14 protein-coding genes are annotated in these 15,116 nt (G+C 70.5%); 5 read left to right on the plus strand and 9 right to left on the minus strand.

Features of this window, described 5'->3' with window-relative positions:
• Window positions 1–373: 373 nt before the first annotated feature.
• Genes KBZ33_RS03815 through KBZ33_RS03835 form a run of 5 tightly spaced genes read right to left on the minus strand, consistent with a single transcriptional unit; the run spans window position 374 to window position 4,505 of the window.
• Window positions 374–844, minus strand: coding sequence for a Fur family transcriptional regulator (locus KBZ33_RS03815; RefSeq protein ID WP_254951124.1), 471 nt, complete (start codon window positions 842–844; stop codon window positions 374–376).
• A gap of 29 nt (window positions 845–873) precedes the next feature.
• On the minus strand, window positions 874–1,950 hold the full coding sequence (locus KBZ33_RS03820; protein ID WP_254951122.1) for a lysylphosphatidylglycerol synthase domain-containing protein: 1,077 nt from the start codon (window positions 1,948–1,950) through the stop codon (window positions 874–876).
• On the minus strand, window positions 1,947–3,161 hold the full coding sequence (locus tag KBZ33_RS03825; RefSeq protein ID WP_254951120.1) for a LarC family nickel insertion protein: 1,215 nt from the start codon (window positions 3,159–3,161) through the stop codon (window positions 1,947–1,949). The genes KBZ33_RS03820 and KBZ33_RS03825 overlap by 4 nt, the downstream gene beginning before the upstream one ends.
• The gene (locus KBZ33_RS03830; protein ID WP_254951118.1) at window positions 3,158–3,799 is read right to left on the minus strand and encodes a hypothetical protein; all 642 of its coding nucleotides are present in this window, start codon (window positions 3,797–3,799) and stop codon (window positions 3,158–3,160) included. Before KBZ33_RS03830 ends, KBZ33_RS03825 begins: the two co-directional genes overlap by 4 nt.
• A gap of 1 nt (window position 3,800) precedes the next feature.
• A complete protein-coding gene (locus KBZ33_RS03835; RefSeq protein ID WP_254951116.1) occupies window positions 3,801–4,505 on the minus strand; it encodes a hypothetical protein in 705 nt (234 codons plus the stop codon).
• A 118-nt stretch (window positions 4,506–4,623) separates the two neighbouring features.
• On the opposite strand from KBZ33_RS03835, the gene KBZ33_RS03840 reads away from it, so the two are divergent.
• Complete coding sequence (locus tag KBZ33_RS03840; protein WP_254951115.1) at window positions 4,624–5,475, plus strand: lipopolysaccharide assembly protein LapB; 852 nt, start codon at window positions 4,624–4,626, stop codon at window positions 5,473–5,475.
• Here KBZ33_RS03840 and KBZ33_RS03845 read toward each other — a convergent pair.
• Window positions 5,405–5,797 (minus strand): hypothetical protein, encoded by a 393-nt coding sequence (locus tag KBZ33_RS03845; protein WP_254951114.1) that lies wholly within the window; start codon window positions 5,795–5,797, stop codon window positions 5,405–5,407. The two genes, KBZ33_RS03840 and KBZ33_RS03845, sit on opposite strands and share 71 nt — an antisense overlap.
• Before the next feature lie 82 nt (window positions 5,798–5,879).
• Between KBZ33_RS03845 and xth the strand changes: the two genes are divergently transcribed.
• The gene (gene xth, locus KBZ33_RS03850) at window positions 5,880–6,713 is read left to right on the plus strand and encodes an exodeoxyribonuclease III (RefSeq protein WP_254951144.1); all 834 of its coding nucleotides are present in this window, start codon (window positions 5,880–5,882) and stop codon (window positions 6,711–6,713) included.
• Window positions 6,714–6,729: 16 nt separating this feature from the next.
• On the opposite strand, the gene KBZ33_RS03855 is transcribed toward xth, so the two are convergent.
• Window positions 6,730–7,341 (minus strand): PAP/fibrillin family protein, encoded by a 612-nt coding sequence (locus tag KBZ33_RS03855; RefSeq protein ID WP_254951112.1) that lies wholly within the window; start codon window positions 7,339–7,341, stop codon window positions 6,730–6,732.
• Between the two features lie 113 nt (window positions 7,342–7,454).
• Between KBZ33_RS03855 and mqo the strand changes: the two genes are divergently transcribed.
• Window positions 7,455–8,942 carry a malate dehydrogenase (quinone) gene (gene mqo, locus KBZ33_RS03860; protein WP_254951111.1) on the plus strand — a complete coding sequence of 496 codons (1,488 nt, stop codon included), beginning with the start codon at window positions 7,455–7,457 and terminating at the stop codon, window positions 8,940–8,942.
• On the opposite strand, the gene crtL is transcribed toward mqo, so the two are convergent.
• Window positions 8,939–10,195: a lycopene beta cyclase gene (gene crtL, locus KBZ33_RS03865; protein WP_254951110.1), complete on the minus strand. Its 1,257-nt coding sequence runs from the start codon at window positions 10,193–10,195 to the stop codon at window positions 8,939–8,941. The genes mqo and crtL overlap by 4 nt on opposite strands.
• Before the next feature lie 15 nt (window positions 10,196–10,210).
• On the opposite strand from crtL, the gene KBZ33_RS03870 reads away from it, so the two are divergent.
• Entirely contained in the window at window positions 10,211–11,233 is a 1,023-nt protein-coding gene (locus tag KBZ33_RS03870; RefSeq protein ID WP_254951109.1) for a hypothetical protein, read from the plus strand.
• Window positions 11,234–11,248: 15 nt separating this feature from the next.
• Here KBZ33_RS03870 and gyrA read toward each other — a convergent pair whose 3' ends face one another.
• Window positions 11,249–13,924 (minus strand): DNA gyrase subunit A, encoded by a 2,676-nt coding sequence (gyrA, locus tag KBZ33_RS03875; protein ID WP_254951107.1) that lies wholly within the window; start codon window positions 13,922–13,924, stop codon window positions 11,249–11,251.
• A 33-nt stretch (window positions 13,925–13,957) separates the two neighbouring features.
• On the opposite strand from gyrA, the gene KBZ33_RS03880 reads away from it, so the two are divergent.
• The gene (locus tag KBZ33_RS03880; RefSeq protein WP_254951105.1) at window positions 13,958–15,112 is read left to right on the plus strand and encodes a homocysteine biosynthesis protein; all 1,155 of its coding nucleotides are present in this window, start codon (window positions 13,958–13,960) and stop codon (window positions 15,110–15,112) included.
• Window positions 15,113–15,116 lie beyond the last annotated feature (4 nt).

Consider the following 15,116-nt stretch of genomic DNA (forward strand, 5'->3'; position numbering starts at 1 on the left):
GGGTCATCGGGAAGGAAGCGGTAGCGCATCGGAGAGGGGCGCCCTTATTGCGAACTGCTCGCAACCTAGACGCTTAACCACCCCTTTTGCAAGCGATTCTCAATAGCAGCTGGAGATTGCGACGGGGAGGCGGCGGGGAGGCGGCAGCGCAAGGGTCCCCAGGGCCGGTCACCCGCGACGGTCGCCTTGGAGGCCTGCCGTTGTGCCCACGGCAGCGGGTCCCGCGCCGATCGCCTCCAGCCTGGTGTGATTCCTCCGCTTCAGCCCCCCATGCTCCGCATCCGTGGCGATCGGTCCAGCCTGCTGGCCGCGCTGGCAGCCCACTGGGCCGATCAGCAGCTGCAACTGCCAGCACTCAGCCCCGGCACCCCCCTCAACCCTGCTCCTCAGCCGCGCAGGCCGGACAGAGGGCCCGCACGTTGAGCACGCACTCCAGCAAACGGAAGCCGAAGGCCCCAGCCGCCGCCTCGCCAGCGGCGAGGACGGAACCGCTCTCGAACTCCTCGGTGCGGCCGCAGCGGACACAGAGCAGGTGGTGATGGTCGCGGTGGGCGTCGCCGGCCAGCTCGAAGCGCCGCCCCCCCTCCGGCAGTTCCAGTTCCTGCAGCAACCCCATCGAACTCAGCAACCGCAGGGTGCGGTAGACGGTGGCCAGCGACACCCGCTCCTGGCTGCGCACCAGGCGCAGGTGCACCTCCTCCGCACTCAGGTGACTGCCCTCGCCGATCCGCTCGAACAGATCCAGCACGCGCTGGCGCTGCGGTGTGAGCCGCTGGCCCCGATCGTGGAGGGTGGTGCGCAGGCTGCTGGGCTGGGCCAGACCCGTGGGGGGAGTGTTCACCACGCGATCCCAGACCTTCGCAAAACTAGAGCCTATTGAGAAGGGCTGCCTGATGGCGGTGTCGATGGCGGTGTCGCCGCCGACGGCTGCCGCACCAGCCGCCGGTCCAGGGCCACCAGGGTCGCCGCCAGCAGATCGGTGAGCGTGACGATCAGGCGGTAGCTCAAGGCCACCGCCAGCAGCGGCGCTTCCGGCAGGGCCACCCCCATCCGCAGCAGCAGCACCGCCTCGAACACCCCCAGACCGCCAGGTGCCCCCGGCACCACCAGACCAGCGGTCCAGGCCAGGGCGAATCCCGCCAGCCAGACGGGAACCTCGCTCCCCAGGGGCAGATCGAAGGCCCGGATGCAGCAGCAGAAGCCGGCGAAGCGCAACAGCACGAAGGCCAGCTCCGCCAGCAGCGGCGCCCAGGGGTAGCCCCGCAGCCAGCTGGAGCGCGCCACGGGCGACGCCTGGGCCAGCTCCTGCTGGAGCTCCTCCTCCAGGCCCAGCTCCCGGGCCCGGCGCCGCTCCAGCCGCGCCAGCAGGGGATCCAGCCAGCGGGGCAGCAGCAGGGCCAGGGGCAGCAGGCACACCAGTCCAAGGCCGCCCTGCCAGCCGCCCAGGGGCACCAGGGCCAGGGCCGCCACCGCCGCCACCAAGGGGTCGAGCAGCACCGCCACCAGAGCCATGCTCGTGCTGAGCGGCGCCGCCAGGGGGGCGCCCTCGCTGCGCAGCCGCTGCACCCGGGAGGCCAGGTGCCAGATCCCCCCGGGCAGGAACTTGCGCAGGTTGGTGGCCAGGTGCAGTTCCACCACCGCGGCCCAGTTGGGGCGCAGGCCCAGCCAGCGCAGGATCACGCCCCAGGCCACGCCATTGATCAGCAGGCTGAGCAGGCTCACGCCGACGCCCAGCACCAGCCACAGCCAACCCTGGCCATCGAGCCGCAACTGCAGCAGCTGACGGCCATGGCTGAGCAGGGCCGCCATCACAAACCCGAGGCTGCCGAGGGTGATCCAGGGACGCAGGCCGCCCGGCAGGGCTGGCAAGGCAGGCAGGGCGGGCCACTTGATGGTCGTCGGCAGCCGGCGCCGCAGGCTTTCGAGGCTGGGGCGCGACCAGCGACTCATGGCGCTCCTCCCTCAGCCGCCAGGGCGCGGCGGACCTCGTCACGCACCTCCTCGATGGAGCGACCCAGACGCCCGGCCAGCTCGACCAGGTCGGCATGTTCGGCCTTGGCACGCCGGCGACCGTCGGGCAGGCTGGCCCACTTGATCCGCACCGGGCCCAGGGCGGTGGCCAGGGTGGCACTTTGCCTGGGCAGGATCCAGCGGTTCTGCAGCTGCTCCCGCACCCCCAGCGTCGTGCCATGGCGCCACCACACCTGGCGCAGCACCGGCCCCAGCTCCGGGGGCATCAGGGCCGTCAGCAGGGTGCCGCTGCGGCCCTTCTTCATCGCCACCGGCTGACTGAACACGTCCAGGGCCCCGCCGCTGCGCAGGGCCTCCGCCAGGTAGGCCAGGTCCTCGGCGCTGGCGTCGTCGATCTGGGCCTGCTGCTGCAACAGGACTTCGCTCACTTCGTTGGCTCCACTGGCGCCATCGTCCCCCAGGGGACGGGCCAGGGTGAGGCGCAGCAGGTTGGCCCGATCCAGCTGGCGCGTCCCCAGCCCCACGCCCACCTGCAACGGCACGGCCCCGGGGGAAGGGCCGAAACGGTCGGCCCAGCAGGCCATCAGGGCCAGGCCCGTGGGGGTGGTGAGCTCGCCGGGGGGAAACCCTTCGCTGGAGGCCAGCGGCAGGCCCCGCGAGCGGGCGATCTCCAGCACCGCCGGGGCCGGCAGGGGCAGGGCGCCATGGGCGGTGATCACGCTGCCGTGGCCCCCAGGCGGCACGCCGCAGACCAAGCGATCCACCCCCAGGTGCAGCAGGCCGGCGCAGACCCCCACGATGTCCACCAGGGCATCGATCGCCCCCACCTCATGAAACGCCACAGCCTCGGCGGGATGGCCGTGGACCGAGGCCTCCGCCTGCGCCAGCAGGGCGAACACCGCCAGCACCTTCCGCCGCAGCTCCGGCGCCAGGGGAGCCGCCTGGATCTGCTGGCGCAACGCCCCCCAGGGGCGATGGGGCGGTTGCTCCTCCAGGGCCTCGACATCCAGATGCAGGCCCCGCAGGCCGCCGCTGCGTCGCTCCTCGATCCGCAGCCGGTAGCGCCCCTCCAGGCCCAGGGCGGCGAGGGGCGCATGGATGGTCGCTTCGGGGAGGCCGAGGTCCAGCAGGGCGGCCAGCAGCATGTTGCCGGCCAGGCCGGTGGGGCAATCCAGCAGGGCCAGGGTCATGGGGGGGGCCGCCGTCCGAAGCGTGGGGCCGCCGCCAGCAGCCGTTCGGCCTCGGCCTCCATTTCAGAGCGGCGGGCCCGCAGGGCCTGCTCCACCTCCCGGCGCGCCCGGCGCTGTTCCAGGCGGGCCGTTTCAACATCGAAGCCCGAGAGGCCCCAGAGGCGGCCCAGCAAGGCCCGGTCGTCATCGCCGCCAACACTGTCGCCGTACACCAGCGACTCGGCCACCATGCCGGCCTGCAGCACCCGGCTCCAGCGCCGCAGGTCCTCGGCGGAGAGCTTGACGCTCTCGGGCAGAGCGAACTCGGTGCAACCGCCGCTGTCAACACCGGCCCGCAGGCAGGCCAGGCTGCCCACCAGCACCCGCTGCACCGCCAGACCATCACTGAGCGCCGCCAGGGCGTGGCCGGCTTCATGGATGGCGATGCGGCGCAGGCGCCCGTGGCCGCCGGGCAGGGTTTCGGCCAGCAGGTGGCCGCCCCGGCCGCCGAAGCGGGCCGCATCGATGGTGAGGGATCCCAGGCCCAGGGCCACGAGCACGGTGATCCACCAGGGGGAAAGCCCGACCAGCGGGCCCAGCACGGCGGCAAGGCTGACCAGCAGCACCACGACGCCAGCCGTGAGGGCACCGCTGGTCATCTCAGCGACCCTGGCGGGTCACGGCGCGGCCATGGCCCTTGGGCTTGGCCGGACCACCTTTGTCGCCGCCGGGCTTGCGGGCCCGGCCGCCGCGGTTACCCCGTTCCGCCACCGGACCGATGACCTCAAAGCGCTCGACGGCGAGCTGCTGCCCCTGGCGCCGCAGATCGAGGGAGACGAAGTGGCGCAGATGCTCCAGGGAAATGTCGCCGCGCAGCTGCAGCTTGAACGGCACCGGACGGTTGCCGTCGGGGCGGGGCTGCTGCCGCACCTTGATGACCAGATCGCCGGTCTCGGGGCGGGTGAAGATCAGTTCGCCACGGATCGAGAAATAGTCGTCACCCTCGGGAAGCTGGTCGGCGTCGGTGGCCTCGGCTTCAGTGGCCTCGGCTTCATTGGCTTCAGCTTCGGGGGCAGGGGCGAGGGTGCTCGGTTCCCACACGCCCACCATCTGCAGGTGCAGCTGGTTCTCCTCCCGGGAGCGGGGGTAGACGACCCAGAGATGGGGCATCGCCAGGTCGAGATGGCGCCGCATCAGCGTGAGCAGGCGGCCGAGCACCACGGCCTCGATCTCGGTGCCATCGGTCGTGCGGATCAGACCCCGGGTGGGCTGGTCGGGATCGGCCGGTACGTAGCAACCGCGCACCACTCCGATGGCCCGGTACTGCATCGGCTCGGTGACCGGGGAGATGGGATGCTGGCGCATGGTGGATGTGAAAAACCCCGTGGCGGTGCCTGGACTGGCCCGGGTCAATGTAAGCAGCAGCGGAAGCGCGATGCCCAGGTCAGACTCGGACGCGATCCTGAGCCCTCTCCGTCAGCGGATGCCCTCGCCGAACCGCCGCCTACCTGGCCTCCCGTCGCTGCTGGCGGCAGGCCTGGTCGGGCTGCTGGCCCTCGGGGGCGGCTGGTGGCTGGGCCAGCGCCAGTCGGCCACCCAGGCCAGTGCCGACCCGAAGCGGACGCTGCTCACCAAGGAGGCCACCCGCTTGCGGCTACGGCTCGACGGCGACGAAGCGGCCCCGGCCGACCGCCAGCGGCTGCTGGAGCTGTTGGTGGCCCTCGACCGCAAGGCGGAGGCGATCAGCCTGCTGGAGCCGATGGCGGACCGGGAACCCGAGCGCTGGTCGCTGCGGCTGATGCTGGCCGAACTGCGGCGCGACCAGGGCGACCGCAGCGGCGCCGAGCGCGAACTGCGCCAGATCCTCAACCTGCGGCCCACCCAGGTGGAAGCCCTGCAACTGCTCAGCCTGCTGAACCTGGAGCAGGGTCGCGGCGCCGCCGCCGAGGCCCGGGTCAAGGCGGCCTACGCCATGGCCATCAAACCCGAGGTGCAGCCGGAGGCCCTGGGCATCGGCCTGCTGCTGGCCGAGCTCCAGCTCAAACGCGATCAGGTGGCCAGAGCAGCGGCCACCTACCTGCAGCTGGCCAACTTCTTTCCCCAGGACCAACGCCCGCTGCTGGGCCTGGCCATGCTGCGGCACGACCAAGGGGACGCCAGAGGGTCCCAGGAGGCCCTGGCCCAGGCACGGCTGAGAAACCCCAACCCCGAAAAGCCGGACCCGAGACTCGACGAACTGGCGGCGAGCTGGGGACTCGAACCGCTCAGATCCCCTTCAGTTGCCCCGCAGACCCTGCCGGCGCCGGCTTCGGTGCCTTCGCGTCAAAGTCCCTGAGGGCCTGATCGACCGCGGAACTGGGTGGGGTGGCGTCGTCGAGGGAGGTGCTGCGCTTCAGCTTGTTCAGCAGGTCGAGGGGATTGGTGCTGTCGAGGATCGAGCCGCTGCCGGAACCGGATTTGCCGGGCCCGTAGTCGTAGAGCTGGCGCTCCAACGTGCCAGTGCCGAGTGTCTGGCCGTAGCCGGCCTGCTGGGCCAAGGCCTCACCGGCCGGCAGCAGGGCCAGCGCAGCGGCGGCCAGGGTGCCGACACGGACGATGCCGGCGCGGACAGTGCCAGCGAGGAGAGTGCCGGCGCGCAAAGGAAGCAAAGGGTTCATGGCTCCTGCCGGCGAGGGGAAGAATCACCAGGACCTTCATGATAAGGGCCCCCAGCCGGTCCACCGGCCCGTCGCCATGGCCCTGCGGATCGCCACCTGGAACGTCAATTCGGTGCGCACCCGGCTCGATCAGGTTGGTGCCTGGCTCAGGAGCGAAGGGCCCGAGGTGCTCTGCCTGCAGGAAACCAAGGTGGCCGATGACCTGTTCCCCCACGCCGCCTTCGAGGCCCTGGGCTACCGGTCCGTGATCAGCGGCCAGAAGGCCTACAACGGCGTGGCGATCCTCAGCCGACTGCCGATCGAGGACGTGCGGGTGGGCTTCGCCGCCCTGCTGCCGGACGATCCGACGGCCGAGGCGCTGGGCGAGCAGAAACGGGTGATCAGTGCCTCGATCGAAGGGGTGCGGGTGCTGAATCTCTACGTCCCCAACGGATCGGCCCTGACCTCGGAGAAGTACCCCTACAAGCTGGAGTGGCTGGCCTGCCTGCGGCGCTACCTGGAGGCCCAGGAGGCCGAAGGGGAACCCCTGGCCATGGTGGGGGACTTCAACATCGCCCTGGACTCCCGCGACATCCACGACCCGGAGCGCCTCAGCGGCGGCATCATGGCCAGTGATCCGGAGCGGCAGGCCCTGAGCGCCGCCCTGGGCGATCGCCTCAGCGACGTGTTCCGCGTCTTTGAGACGGAGCCCGGCCACTGGAGCTGGTGGGACTACCGCACCGGCGCCTGGGACATGGACCGGGGCTGGCGCATCGACCACATCTATCTTTCAGACGAGTTGCTGGCCTGCGCCACGGGCTGCGTCATCCACAAGGATCAGCGCGGCAACGCGCAGCCCAGCGACCATGCGCCGGTGGTGGTGCACCTGGCCTGGCCGCCACAGGAAGCGGCCGACGGCGACGACCACCGGTGGTGACGGACCGCCGGGGAACTCACGCCAGCAGCGCCGCCAGATCGAGGTCCGCTCTCCGCACCAGGGCGAACAGCGTGCCGGAATTGCCGCGGCTCACCCGCAGCGCATCATCGAGCACGGTGACATCGAGCCAGGCTGGAAAGCTCTGATTCACCTGCCGAAACAGCTGCAGGCGCCGTTCTCCGATCCGGGGTCCCAGCCAGCCGCCCCGCTCGAACTGCACCGACACCCGCTGGTGGGGCGGCTCGGGGGCGACGGCGATCCGGGCCTGCACCCCGATCCCCGCCAGGGGCCCGAGGGGGCCGGCCAGCCGCAGCAGGTTCATGGCACGGCCATTGGCGGGATCGAGCAGTTGCAGATTCTCCAGCCAGGGCTGGACCGCCAGATAGGGCAGGGAGCTGCTGCTCCAGCGCAGTTCCCAGACCCCCGCCAGCTGGGACGCCTGGGCGGCCAGATCGGCGGGCTGCAGGCGCTCCAGCCGCTCGATCAGGGCCGGAATCCTCTCGGCGGCCTGGACTGCGGAACGGGCAGATCCGGCCCGCAGCCAGCCCAGCAGTTCCTCCCGGCAGGCTTGCGCTTCACCGTCCGCACCCGTCGGGCCATCGTCGATCGCAAGGGAAGGATCCGACACCGGCGTTCACCCGCAGCACGGGGGCGCATCAGGATCCATGCTGTCAGGGACAGGTGGCCATCGGATACCGTGTCGCCCGGCCTGATCGCCGATCCGATCCACCGGCAGACCCCGTGACGCTGACCACCGTTGATGTGACCCTGGTGGGGGCGGGGATCATGAGTGCCACCCTGGGCACCCTGCTCAAACAGCTGCGGCCGGAGCTGCGCCTCCTGCTGCTTGAGGGCCTGCCCCGGGAAGCCCAGGAAAGTTCCAGCGCCTGGAACAACGCCGGCACGGGCCATGCGGGCAACTGCGAGCTGAATTACACGCCGATGGCAGCGGACGGTTCGATCAGCCTCACCAAGGCGCTCGACATCAACGAAGCCTTCGATCTCTCGCGCCAGTTCTGGACCCACCTGGTGAAGGGCGGCGCCCTGGGCTTTCCAGAGGCCTTCATCCAGGGCGTCCCCCACATGAGCTTCGTGCTGGGGGAAGAGCGGCGGGCCTACCTGCACGAACGCCACCGGCTGATGGGCGCCCACCACTGCTACCGGGGCCTGACCTACAGCGAGGAGCCGGCCCAGGTGGCGGACTGGGCCCCCCTGCTGATGGAAGGGCGGGATCCGGCCCAGGCGATCGGCGCCACCTACATCGCCTCCGGCACCGATGTGAACTTCGGGGCCCTCACCAGCCAGCTGCTGGATCACCTGCGCACCAGTCCGCCCTTCGAGGCGCGCTTCTCCACGGCCGTGACGGGCCTGCAGCGCCGGCAGGACGGCAGCTGGCGCCTGGAGACGAGCGATCAAGCCAGTGGTGAAACCCGCCTGATCGATTCCGGCACCGTGTTTCTCGGCGCCGGTGGCGGCGCCCTCACCCTGCTCCAGAAATCAGGGATCCCCGAAGGACGCGGCTATGGCGGCTTTCCCGTCAGCGGCCTGTGGCTGCGCTGCGGCGATCCAGCCGTGGCCAGCCGCCACCACGCCAAGGTCTACGGGATGGCCGCCGCCGGCTCGCCGCCGATGTCGGTGCCCCACCTCGACACCCGCCTTGTCGACGGCCGGCACTGGGTCCTGTTCGGGCCCTACGCCGGGTTTTCCAGCAAGTTCCTCAAGAGTGGCTCCCTCTGCGACTGGCCCAGGTCCCTGCGGCCCGGCAACCTGCTGCCCCTGCTGGCGGTGGCCCGCGACAACCTGCCCCTGACCGACTATCTGATCAGTCAGGTGTTCGCCAGCGACGAGCAGCGCTTCGCGGCCCTGCGCGACTTCTACCCGAACGCCCGGCCCTGTGACTGGTCACTGGCGGTGGCCGGCCAACGGGTGCAGATCATCAAGGGCGACCCCAGCAGGGGCGGGGTGCTCCAATTCGGCACCGAGGTGGTGCATGCGGCGGATACGTCCCTGGTGGCCGTGCTGGGGGCCTCACCTGGCGCCTCCGCCGCCGTGGCGATCAGCCTGGAGATCCTGCGCTCCTGCTTCCGCGAAAAGCTGCCCGATGGCTGGGAGCGGACGCTGAAGCAGATCCTGCCCTCCTACGGCGCCTCGATCCGCCACGATGCCGATCTCTGCCAGCGGATCCGCAGCCAGAGCGCCGAGGTGCTGGGGCTGCCGGCACCCGGCTAAGGCTGGCGCGGCGGCAACAGCAAGCCCGCCCGCACGCCCCAGGGAGACAGGCTGAACAGGCGCAGCATGGCCGCCAGCAGCTCCGGCACGCCCAGGGTGTTGGCCAGAAAGCCCGACCACTGCGGGCCGCTCAGGCGGAAGAAGCTGGCGAAGAACTGGCGCAGCTGGGCTTCGGAGAATCCCATCAGCTTGCCCAGGCCGAACTGGTAGAGGGCGTGCTTGCGGCGCAGCTCCGGGGGCCAGAGGGCCCGCCAGCCCGCCTGGGCCAGGAGCAGCGAGGGAGCCGCAGGCGCCGCCATCGCCGCGGCCACCGCCGCCGCCACCGCCGGAGCCCGGCGCAGCAGGGCGCCCACCATGTAGCCGGAGGCCGGATGCACCATCGAGGCGGCCCCGCCGAAGCCCAGCACCGGCTGCTGCAGATCCGGCAGGGGCAGGTTCATCGGAAACAGGCAGAACTCCTCGTGCTCCACCGCCAGCACCCGCACGCCGCGCTGGGCCAGGCGCCGGTGCAGGCGGTGCTGGAGCCGCTCGAAGGGCACAGGCGGCGCCAGGGCCAGGGAGGTCTCCTCGACGAAAAATCGCCCCCCGCCCAGGTCCATCGCGTACAGGAACGTGGGGGGCTCGGCCCGCTCGGCCTCGCTGAGGTGGTCGCTGCGGTAGTCCATCAGCACGAACTGATCGGGCGGCACCGGCGGCGCCGAGAAGCGGCCAACAACGCCGTAGGCCGACTGCCCCGCCACCGGGCCCCGATCGGGCCGCCGCACCAGCAGCGGCTGATGGCCGGTGGCGTCCACCACCAGCCGCGCCTGCCACTGGCTTCCATCCGCGCCCACCACCACACTCAGGGCGCCAACGGCCTCCCAGCTTGTGGCCAGCCCCTGAAGGAGCTCCACCCCGCCGCGCCCGCAGGCCTCCAGCCAGTGCTGCTGCAGGGCCTCGCGGTTGAACAGGCCGTAATCACGGCCATGGGCTGTGGGGCGATTGGCCGCCGCGGCGGGATCAGGATCCCCTGCGCCGAAGTAACTCACCGTCTGGCTCCAGCGGTGCTCCAGCAGGTGGCCCAGGCCAAGGGCGTCCACCTCGTCCCCCCAGATGCCGTAGGTGTTGGGCCAGGGGGTGCGCGGATCCTGGGGCGCCAGCAGGGCCACCTTCAGCCCTTCCGCCGCCAGGGCCGCCGCGATGCAGAGGGCGGCGGGACCGCCTCCGAGCACCAGCACGTCCCTCGCCATCTCGCCGGTACCGTGATCGCTCATCCTGCATCACGGCCCATGCGTGCCCTCGCCCGCTGGACGCTGTCGGCGCTGGCCTGCCTGGGCCTGAGCCTGAGCCTGGTGCTAGCGCAGGGCCTGGGTCTGGCGACAGCGGCCGCAGCCCCGGTCGCCACCGTGCCGATCCGCGTCGCCCTGAAGGTCGACAACGTCTACCGCTTCTCCTCAAGGGAGAAAACCTTCAGCGTCGAGGGAACGCTGCGACTGTCGGCGCCGGCTGCGGCGGTGCGGCAATGGTTGGCGGCGGGGGTGGATCCGCTCGATCTGGTCCGCTTTAAGAACCTGGTGGAGCCCTGGAACTCCCTGTTGGAGGCCAGCAGCGGTCCGCTTCGCCTGGGCACGGATCTGGGCCGCGACTACCGCTTCAACGGCAACTTCTACTCCGATGAGATCGACTACCGGGGTTACCCCTTCGGCACCCTGCCCCTGCAGATCCGGCTGGTGGCCGACCCCAGCTTTCCCGCCACGATCGCCGAGCCGCCCCGGATTCGCCTGCAGGCCGACAGCGGCGCCTCCGGTGTCAGCCGCCGCAGCAACATGAGCGGCTACCGGCTCAGCAGCTGGCGCCTCTTCCACCACCGCGGCGGCGTCGAGATGGAGCTGCGCTACGAACCCATCGGCTGGGCGGCCCTGGTGAAGTGGCTGCTGCCCCTGACGATCACGATGGTGGTGATGCTGCTCACCCCCAACCTTCGGGCCGGCTTCAGCTCCGAGCGCCTGGCGATCCCGCCGGTGATCCTGCTGACGCTGGTGTTCATGCAGCAGTCCTACCGCGACTCCCTGCCCTCCCTGCCCTATCTGACCGTGCTGGATGAGCTGTACGCCTTTTCCTACCTGGTGACCCTGGTGTTCTTCTGCGAGTTCATCTGGTGCGCCAACCGGCTGGATCGCCTCGCCAGCGACGGCAACGGCCCACAGCGCCCATGGCTCGAACGCCGGATCGAACGGCTGGAACTGGGCCTGCAGCTGGCCAGCCTGGCCGGCTACGGCCTGTTGATGCTCTGGGCCTGGAGCCAGCGCTGACTCCCTGCAGGCGAGTCAGTCGTCTGGGGTCTCGTCTGGGGTCTCGTCAGTGGCTGGCGCCGTATCCCCCGGGAGCTCGGGGGGGACTGCCGCCGTCGCCTCAGGGGTGGCCTCAGGGACCACCCCGACGGCCAGCTCCTCCTCCTCGGCGGCTGGCGGCACCAGCACCACTTCGGTGAGGCGATCGCCGGCATCCAGCTTCTGCAGCCGCACCCCGGTGGCCGCCCGGGACTGCTGGGGAATGGCATCGGCCTTCATGCGCACGATCACCCCCCGCTCGCTCACCAGCAGCAGTTCCTCACCGGCGCCAAGCACCTTGAGACCGACCAGCACGTCGCCATCCCGGCGGAACTTGATCGCCCGCAGACCCATGCCGGCGCGGCGCTGCAGCCGGAACTGATCCACCGGCACCCGCTTGCCAAGGCCGCTGGCACTGGCCACCAGCACCCAGGGGCCCTCGCTGGGGGCGACCTCGTCACCCTCCTCGTCGTCGCCACCGGCGGCATCCGCCGTGCTGGCGACACGGTCCGCCAGTTCCGCCGTGAGGACATCCATGCTCACCAGCTCATCGCCGGCGCGCAGATTCATGGCCCGCACGCCGCGGGCGGCACGGCCCAGGGGACGCAACTCCTCGTCGCTGAGACGGAAGTGGATCGTCATCCCCTTGAGGGAGCCGATCAGCACGCTGTCGCCGGGCAGGGCCAGGCGCACCCAGCGCAGGGCGTCTCCATCCTCAAGGGAGATGGCGATCAGGCCGTTGGAGCGGATGTTGCTGAAGGCCGACAAGCGGGTGCGTTTGATGTAGCCACCGCTGGTGAGCATCACCAGCTGAACGTCGTCGTCGAAGGCACTCACCGCCAGCAGGGACGTGATCGCCTCCTCGCGGGGAATCGGCAGCAGCTGCACGATCGGAGTTCCCTTGGCGGAACGGCTGCTGAACGGCACCCGGTAGGCGGGGATGGAATACACCACGCCCCGGTCACTGAACAGCAGCAGGGCGTCGTGGTCGTTGCAGCTGATGAACAGCTTCACCGCCTCCTCGCCCTGGCTGCGGGTGCCGGCCTTGCCACGGGTGCCGCGGCTGGTGGCCTCGAACTCGCTCACCGGCATCCGCTTGAGGTAGCCGTTCTCGGTGAGCAGCACCACCGACCGCTCATTGGCGATCAGGTCGATGTCTTCGAGGCCACCTTCGAGATCCAGGATCTCGGTGCGGCGGGGGGAGTCGTAGCGACTGCGCAGGACCTGCAGCTCCTCCTGGATCAGCCCCAGCACCCGCTCTTTCCGACCAAGGATGTCGGTGTAGTCGGCGATCTTGGCGACGAGGTCGTCATGTTCGAGGCGGATCTTGTCGGCTTCCAGGGCCGTGAGGCGCCGCAGCTGCATCTGCAGGATGGCGTCGGACTGGATCTCGCTGAGGCCATGGCGCTCCTGCAGCTGGGCCCGGGCCGTGGCGGTGTCGGGGGCGGCCCGGATCAGGGCGATGATCGGATCGAGCTGGTCGAGGGCCAGCAGCAGGCCCTGCAGGATGTGATCGCGCTCCTGGGCCTTGCGCAGGAAATAGCGGGTACGCCGCTCGATCGTGCCGATGCGGAAGTCGAGGAACACCCGCAGCATGCGGCCGAGGGTGAGCAGCACGGGCTCCCCCTTCACCAGGGCCAGCATGTAGGCACTGAAGTTGTTCTGCAGCGGCGTGAGCTTGAACAGGTTGTTCAGCACCACCTGGGGGTAGGCGTCGCGGCGCAGTTCGATCACGATGCGCATGCCGTCGCGATCGCTTTCGTCGCGGATGTCGGCAATGCCCTCGAGCTTCTTGTCGTTGACCAGCTCGGCGATGCGCTCGATCAGGGCGGCCTTGTTGGTCTGGTAGGGGAGCTCGGTGATGATCACCGCGTCACGGTCGGGACGCCCCTTGGCTTCCACCGTCTCGATGGAGGCCACACCCCGCATGGTGATCGAGCCACGGCCCGTGGTGTAGGTCTCGCGGATGCCTCGTCTGCCGAGAATCTGGCCGCCGGTGGGGAAATCGGGGCCGGGGATGATCGCCATCAGGGTGCGATCCTCGATCTCCGGGTCGTCGATCAGGGCCAGCAGACCGTCGATCAGCTCGGTGAGGTTGTGGGGGGGGATGTTGGTGGCCATCCCCACGGCGATGCCCGAGGAGCCATTCAGCAGCAGGTGCGGCACCCGCGCCGGCATCACGGTGGGTTCCTGCTGGGAGCCGTCAAAGTTGTCGATGTAATCGACGGTCTCGGCTTCGATGTCCTCCAGCAGGCTGTCGGTGGTCAGGGCCTGCAGGCGCGACTCGGTGTACCGCATCGCGGCCGGCGGATCGTTGTCGACCGACCCGAAGTTGCCGTGCCCGTCGATCAGGGGCATGCGCATGGAAAAGTCCTGGGCCATGCGCACCAGGGCGTCATAGACCGCCGTGTCGCCGTGGGGGTGGTACTTACCGAGCACCTCCCCGACGACGCGGGCGCATTTCCGGTAAGGCCGGTCGCTGGTGAGACCGAGCTCGTACATCGCGTAGAGGATGCGCCGGTGCACCGGCTTGAGGCCGTCGCGGGCATCGGGCAGGGCCCGGCCCACGATGACGCTCATCGCATACTCCAAATAGGAGCGCGACATCTCAATGCGCAAATCGGTCTGGATGATCCGTCCGTCGGATTCACCGGGTCCGGTTGGATCCGCCATGCAAGACCGTATGGGGCACAGCCCACTCTATCGATGACCCTGCCGGCCCGTGGTGAATCGGCCCTGCGCCAGCGTCAGCGCAAGGGCGTGCTGCGGGTGCGGGCCGCCGCCGACTTCCGCGCCCTGGTGGCCGAGGCCGGACTGGCGGAGGCCTACGACAGCACCGACGTGGTGGTGGCCGCCAACGCCGAATTCACCGATCAGGGCAGCCTGCACCTCAACATTGGCCCCAGCGATCCACCGATCCGCTTCCGGGAGGCCCAGCTCGAGGGCCTCGGGGCCCAGGGCGGCGGTGGCGGTGGCGACCTGGTGCTGCCCATCGGCGGCGGCCACGGGGAGGCCCAGCGGCAGGGGGGCGCCCATCTGCTCGACCGGCTGCTCAAGGGCGGCTCCCTGGGCCTCACCGCCACCGGGGACATCACCGCCCTGCACCCGCGGCGGGATCTGCAGGCCCAGCTCGATCTGGAACGGATCGGTTCCGGCCGGCTGCTGCTGCACCGGGCCATCAGTGAAAACGGCTTGGTGGCCGTGAGCAGTGCCGATGGGGTGCTGCGCAGCCCCTGGGGACCCGTGCTGGGGCCGTTCGGGAATGCGCTCTACGGCTGCGGCGGCGCCGGCAGCATCGGGCTCACCATGCCCGGATTAGGGCTGCTGGGGCCGGGCTCAGCGGTCCTGGTGGCGGGGGCCCTCGGCTGGGTGGTGGGCAGTGGCAGCGGCCACCAGCCGGGCGTGCCTCGCTCCGCCGGCGGCCATGCCCTCAGCCCAGGGGCGGTGGCGGCGGTGAGCGTGGACCTGCATGGCCTGCGGTCCGAATGGCTGCGGCCCTGTTTCTTCGAGGGCCACGGGGCCGGCCTGCTGGTGGGCCTGGCGGCGCCGATCCCCCTGATCAGCGAGGCGGTGGCCCGGCAGGCCGCCTGCGGCAACGAGGATCTGGAGGCGCCCGTGCTGGATGTGGCGATCCCGCGGCGCCTGCGGCCCCGCTTCGGTTCCGTCAGCTACGCCCGGCTGAAGTCCGGCCTGATTCAGGTGGAGGGGCACCGCGTCAGCGCCGCTCCGGCCCATAGTCCGCGGCTGGCCGAAGCGATTGCTGCGGAGCTGATCGCCTGGCTCGAGGATGGTCGTTTCCCGTTGCGCCTGCCGGTCCGTCCGCTCTCGGGGCGTGGTGGCCTGATCCCCCTCGACAGCTGAAATC

Origin of the sequence: Cyanobium sp. Cruz-8D1, assembly GCF_024345975.1 — a bacterium.
In the GTDB taxonomy this organism is placed as follows: domain Bacteria; phylum Cyanobacteriota; class Cyanobacteriia; order PCC-6307; family Cyanobiaceae; genus Cyanobium.